This is a genomic window from Parafrankia colletiae, from assembly GCF_001854655.1.
Lineage (GTDB): Bacteria > Actinomycetota > Actinomycetes > Frankiales > Frankiaceae > Parafrankia > Parafrankia colletiae.
This window is the reverse complement of the sequence record NZ_MBLM01000048.1, coordinates 1-6,471: the sequence shown is the minus strand read 5'-3', so window position 1 is coordinate 6,471 and position 6,471 is coordinate 1. Positions and strand designations below refer to the sequence as shown.

Annotated in this window: 1 protein-coding gene and 1 pseudogene; one reads left to right on the top strand and one right to left on the bottom strand. The window is 67.8% G+C overall.

Annotated features, from left to right (window positions below; translation table 11 throughout):
* Positions 1-217: 217 nt before the first annotated feature.
* A pseudogene (locus CC117_RS40405) lies at positions 218-1,180 on the bottom strand (integrase); the annotation flags it as partial.
* Between the two features lie 279 nt (positions 1,181-1,459).
* Between CC117_RS40405 and CC117_RS07850 the strand changes: the two are divergent.
* On the top strand, positions 1,460-6,382 hold the full coding sequence (locus CC117_RS07850) for a diguanylate cyclase (RefSeq protein ID WP_071083093.1): 4,923 nt from the start codon (positions 1,460-1,462) through the stop codon (positions 6,380-6,382).
* Positions 6,383-6,471 lie beyond the last annotated feature (89 nt).

Genomic DNA, 6,471 nt, shown 5'->3' with positions numbered 1-6,471 from the left:
TCGAAGCAACAATCACCAGCGCCTGTCGGTGGTCCCCGCGCCATCCTGACTCCCGAGCTCGGGTGGCATCACAGTTGCACCGGCGTCCCGGACGGCCGCGGCCCCGATTTTCCCGCCACCACGGCGGCCCAGCGCAGCGGCCCCAGTTCCTGAGTCGAAAATTACTCAGGGCGAGGCTGTCAGAGTGACCTGGTGGCCGAGCTGTTGGAGCTGGTGAATGCTCCGCGTAGCTGTCGAGGACTGACGTCAGGTGCCGTTCGGAGACGATCAACAGCCTGTCGGTGCATTCTCGGCGGACGGTGCCGACCCAGCGTTCCGCGATCGCGTTCGCCTGCGGGGCTTGCGGTGGTGTGCATACCACGTCGATACCGGTCCCAGTGAAGACAGCGTCGAAGGAAGCCGTGAACTTCGTATCGCGGTCACGGAGAAGGAATCGGAACCGGTGGCTGCGCTCCTCGAGATTCATCAGCAGGTTCCGTGCCTGCTGGGTTACCCACGCCGCGGTTGGATGCTTCGTGACCCCGAGGACGTGGACACAGCGGGTGGCGTGTTCGACGACGAAGAACACGTAGATCCGTTGGAGGAACGCGGTGTCCACCGTGGAGAAATCACAGGCCAGCAGGCCAGAGGCCTGGGCGCGTAGGAACGTACGCCGGGGTGCGTCGGCCCGACGGGGCGCGGGATCGACACCGGCGCRGCGCAGGATCCGCCAGACGGTGGCGACCCCGACCGGGTAGCCCAACCCGACCAGTTCTCCTTGGATCCTGCGGTGGCCCCAGGTCGGGTTCTCCTTCGCGAGCCGTAGGACCAGATCGTGGATCTCCCGGCGGACCGGCGGCCGTCCGGGCGACTTCCGGGGTAGGTCCATTTTCGTATGAGGAGGTCACGGTGCCAGCGCAGCACGGTGGGGGGTGACGAAGAACGAACCCCAGCTGGACCGGGGTAGCAGCCGGGACAGGGCTGCGAGGATCACCCGATCYGCCGGTTCCAGCGTCGGACGACTCATCTGACGTCGCAGCACCGCCACTTGATGCCGCAGGACGAGAAGCTCGACGTCCTTCGCGGTGTCCCCACGCATCCTGAGCAGCATCAGTCCAAGAGCGTTGCGTGTCAGGGCGTAGAGCAGCGACCACACCATGACCATCCAGCCTGCCCGACATGGGCCCCGTCCGGTAGGCAAACGTGCAGGTCACCGCCCAAATCGGGGTTCTGGAGCCCCGTAGGCGTGTTTCTTGCGGCGACCATGGCCGAACCGTTGGCAGGCTTCGGGAGTCAACTTCATCCGCCGTGCGGTGGTATCGGTGTTTTTGGTCGATGATTGCGTCTTCCCGTCGTGTCGGATCTCCGCAGTTCCTGAACCTGCGGCCTCGCCTTCAGTCAGGCACCTCGTTGCTTCTCCGGTGATTGGGGGCAGGCTAGGGAAGTGGACTGTTCGTGGCGCGGTGCCGGTGGCGAGCACATGGTCGCCCGGCGGATGACCCCGGGCCGGGATCCGCCGCAGGTGGCGGCGGTGCGAGTGGAGCTGCTTCACGTGACGGAGCTGACTCGGATCAGCCGGATGGAGCAGCCGACCGGGCGTGTGATCCGGAAGGAGCCGCTGGGGCCGGGGGCGCAGGGACGGTTGCGGCACGAGGTCGAGATCCTCGAACGGCTCTCGGGAGTCGAGGGGGTTGTTCACCTTGCCACCGGGGCGGAGGAGTGCACCGGGTCGATCCTGCTGGACGACGTCGACGGCACGGCGCTGTCGGGGCTGAAGACGCCGCTGGATCCGGCCGAGCTGATGGATCTCGGTGAATCGCTGGCCCGCGTGGTCGCCGGGATGCATCACCGGGGTGTGGTGCACCGGGACATCTGCCCGTCGAACATCGTGGTGAGCAGGGATAGCGGAGCTCCGTGTCTGATCGACTTCGCGCTCGCCACGACTCTCTCGGCGGTCCGGCCGGAGTTCACCCACCACGGGGCGACGGTCGGGACAGTGCCGTACCTGGCTCCGGAACAGACCGGGCGGACCGGTCGTCCGGTCGACCAGCGGGCCGACCTGTACGCACTCGGGGCCACCCTGTACGAGCTGGCCACCGGCGCGCCGCCGTTCGGCGCGGAGAACCCGATCCGAATCATCCATGACCATCTCACCCGGGTGCCGGTCCCGCCGGCGGAGGTAAATCCATCGATGCCCGCCGGCCTGTCCGAGATCATCATGCGCCTGCTGGAGAAGGAGCCGGACGACCGTTACCAGAGCGCCGACGGGTTGGTGCACGATCTGGTCCTGGTACGTGGCGGCGTGGCGTTGGCACGTCTCGGCGAACATGATCTTCCGGCACGGCCGCTGGCACCCTCCCGGCTGTCCGGGCGTGACCGGGAGGTCAACGAACTGGACGCGGCGTTCGCCGAGGCCGTGACCGGGGGCTCCCAGGGACTCCTCGTCACGGGCGCCCCGGGCGTGGGCAAGACGTCCCTGGTCAATGCGCTGCGACCGATCGCGGCCGGCGTCGGCGGGTGGTTCGTGGCAGGCAAATTCGACCAGTACCGCCGTGATCTGGAGTATGACGGGGTCCGCCAGGCGCTGCGGGCGCTGGGCCGGCTGCTGCTGGCCGAGCCGGAGGACTATCTGGCCGAGGTACGGAACCGGATGTTGCGGGCGTTGGGTCCCAACGCCGGCCTGGCCACAGCCACTGTGCCGGAGCTGGCGGCGCTGTTGAAAGTTCCCCCGGAGCCGGGGGATCCGATGACCGCGCAGGTGCGACTGCCGCGCGTACCGGTCGAGATCCTGCGTGCCGTCGTCTCGGAGGAACGACCGGTGGTGTTCTTCGTCGACGACCTGCAATGGGCCGGGCGGACGCCGCTGGGCTTCGTCGACCTGGTCTTCGCCGGTGAGGAGCGGATCGCGGGGCTGCTGCTGGTCGCCGCGTACCGCGAGAGTGACGTCGACGCCGCTCATCCCCTGACGCCGATGCTCGCTCGCTGGCGTGACCAGCGGGCCGGTCCGCGCCACCTGCCGTTGGGTAACCTGCCGCCGGAGGGGCAGGCGGTCATGGTAGCCGACATGCTGAGCCTGGCACCGGCGCCCGCCGCCGGTCTGGCGCGGACGATCGCACCTTCCGCCCACGGCAATCCTTACGACATCGTTGAGCTGCTCAACTTGTTACGCCGCGAGGGCGTCCTGACTCTCTCCGGGGACGGATGGCATTGGGATGACGAGGTGCTGCGCCGCCGGCTCGACCGGGTGGAGGTGACCGCGCTGCTGGCCGCCCGGGTCGCCGCGCTGCCGCCTGAGACCGCCGAGCTGCTGGCGGTGATGGCCAGCCTGGCAGGTCAGGTGGATCTGGATCTTCTGGTGGCCGCGACAGGCCTGCCGCCGGACGAGGTCGAGCGGCGGCTCGCTCCCGCGTTCGGCGACGGCCTGCTGGTCCTGGAGTGCGAAGGGCGACCCAGCGTGTGGTTCAACCACGACCGGACGCGGGAGTCCGTGCTGGATGGCCGTCCCGAGCGGGAGCAGCGTGTGCGGTGGCTGCGCCTGGCCCGGCGGCTGGCCGACCGGCCGGAGTTCTTCGCCGTCGCCGCCGAGCAGTACCTGCCGGTGGTGGACATCGTGCATGGCACCGAGGAGCGGCGGGTGGTGGTCACGCTTTTCCGCCGCGCCGCCGAGGAAGCGAAACTGCTGAGCAACTATCCGCTGGTGGAGAGGTTACTGAGCGCGGCGGTCACGCTCATCGACCCGGCCGACACCGACCTGTTGATCGCGGTTCACACCGACCGGCACGCTGCCCTGTACAGCCTGGGCAGGCTGGACGAAGCGGACGACATCTACCAGACCATCCGCCGGTTGTGCACCCAGCCGGTGCAGCTCACGTCCGCCACCGTGGTTCAGGTCATCAGTCTCACCAACCGGGGCCGTGCCGGCGAGGCGGTGAGGCTCGGCCTCGGCCAGCTGCGGCGCGTCGGCATATCCATMCCGGACGGCGACGCGCTCGACGCGGAGATCGACCACGGACTCGACGAGCTCCACCGGTGGATCGACACGACCAGCGAGTCGGATGATCTACACAAGCCGGAGATCACCGACCGGTCCCGCCTCAGCACCATCAGGCTCGTCAACCGGGTCGTGCCCGCGACGTTCTTCTACGACCAGACGGTGATGGCCTGGCTGAGCGTCAAGACTCTGGAGATCTGGGAACGCTATGGCCCGGATCCCGCCCTGGTCGGCCCGGCCAGCCACATCGCGATCGTGACCATCGTCCGTAGAGGCGACTACCACACCGGGCCACGGATCCTACGGCGGATCCTCGCGGTTGCGCGGGCACGCGGCTATGAGCCTGACGTGTGGCAGGCGCTCTTCATCCACGTGATCACCAGCGGCCACTGGTCCGCGCCTCTGGAAAACAGCATCTCCGAGGGCCGTCGCGCGTTCGAGGGCCTTCTTCGGGGCGGCGACCTACAGAACGCGTGCTGGGTCCACTATGCGCTGCTGTACGACCTGTTGGACTGCGCACCGTCGCTCGGCGACGTCGCCGCGGCGGTGGACGAGGCACTCGCGATCGCCGCACGCACCGGCAACAGACACGCCGAGGAGATATTTCGAATATTTCACCGGCTAGTGCAGGTGCTGCGAGGCGAGGCTGCCGACGCGGCCACCGACGAAGCGGCCGCGTCCAGCACGCTGGCCGCCGACCCGTTCTTCCTCGCCAACTGGCACATAGTCCGGGCTCTCACCGCAGCCATGCTCGGCCGCCCGGAAGATGCCGCCCACCATGCCGCGGCCGTGATGCCGTACGAGTCGATGATCGGGGCGAACTACGCCATGGCGGTGGCGCGAGTGCTGCTTGCCACGTCCCTGGCAGGGAAAGCACGCGCGGCRGAAACGGACCAGCGTGAGATTGCGCTGGTCAAGCTGGACCAGCTGATCGAGTGGCTGGTCGCGCGCGCGGCCGACGCGCCGGGCAATTTCCTGCATCTACTACACATGCTGGAGGCGGAGCGGGCATGGGCCGTCGGGGACTTCCACGAAGCGGCGTACATGTTTGACGTGGCGCTGCGGGAGGTCTCCGTGCGGGTCCGCCCCTGGCACCGGGCACTCGTCCTGGAGCACGCCGCACGCTTCTACCTGGCACACGGCATGGAGGAAACCGGCCACATGCTGCTGTCAGCCGCCCGGCGCCAGTACCTCGCCTGGGGTGCGACCGGGAAGGTCAGCCAGCTCGACTGGGCCTATCCGACGCTGCGGACCGCCACCGCAGAGTTGATCGTCAGTTCTCCGGCGGAGCCGTCCGCACGCCGCTCAACCGTCGCGACCGGCACTGTCGATCTGCTCGCCGTGGTCGCCGCTTCCCAGGCACTCAGTTCGGAGACCAGCATCGACGGTCTCCAGACAAAGGTCGTGGGAATTCTGTCCGAGATGACCGGTGCCACCGGCGTCCATCTGCTGCAGGAGCAGGACGGATGGCTGGTACCGACCGGCGCCAGTGCCACCATCCTGCTCCGGGACGCCGGCCGGCAGCGCCTGCTGGCGCCCTCGGTCATCCGCTACGCCGCCCGCACTCACGAGCCCCTCGTTGTTGCCAACGCCGCCCGGGACGACCGGTTCTGCCGGGACCCCTACTTCACCGGCCTCGACCGCTGCTCGCTGCTCGTCATACCCATCACGATCCGGGGCCGCCTGCAGGCCATGCTGCTGCTGGAGAACCGGATGATCAGTGGCGCGTTCTCCACCGAGCGCCTCGACGGAATCATGATTATCGCCGGGCAGCTCGCGGTCTCGCTCGACAACGCCATGGTCTACGCCTCATTGGAAGACAAGGTCGCCGAACGAACCAGGCAGCTCGCCGCGACGAACAGTCGACTCACCGCGGCGAACCACCAGCTGGAGCAGCTCTCGATCACCGACCCGCTGACCGGGCTGGCCAACCGGCGACGCCTCGAGGACGTCCTGGACGTCGAATGGAACCGAGCCCGTCAGCACGCGGCCTCCATCGCGCTGGCGATGGTCGACATCGACCACTTCAAGCTCTACAACGACCACTTCGGCCACACCGCCGGCGACCGGTGCCTCCAACGAGTCGCCACATGCCTGACCGAAGGCGTCGGTGAACCCTTCCTGACCGCCCGCTTCGGGGGGGAAGAATTCACCATCGTGATGCCCGATACCGGTCCGGACACTGTCGCGCACTTGGCCCGAAACCTTTGCTGCGCCGTCGAGGAACTGGCCATACCACACCCGCTGACCGTGGAGCAGATCGTCACTGTGAGTATCGGCGTGACCVCAATGACCCCCACTCTCGACGACAATGTGGCGGCGTTTGTCGAACTCGCTGACGTCGCCCTATACCAAGCAAAAGGCAGCGGACGTAACAGGATCGGGGTCGCTTGCCCGCCTTCCGCCGCATAAGGCCAGGCACTCCCCTCGGACACTCTCTCGGTGATCACATGGCGGCTTTCACCGGGCGCTGTCCTCCACGAGGTCGAACTCCAGGTGAA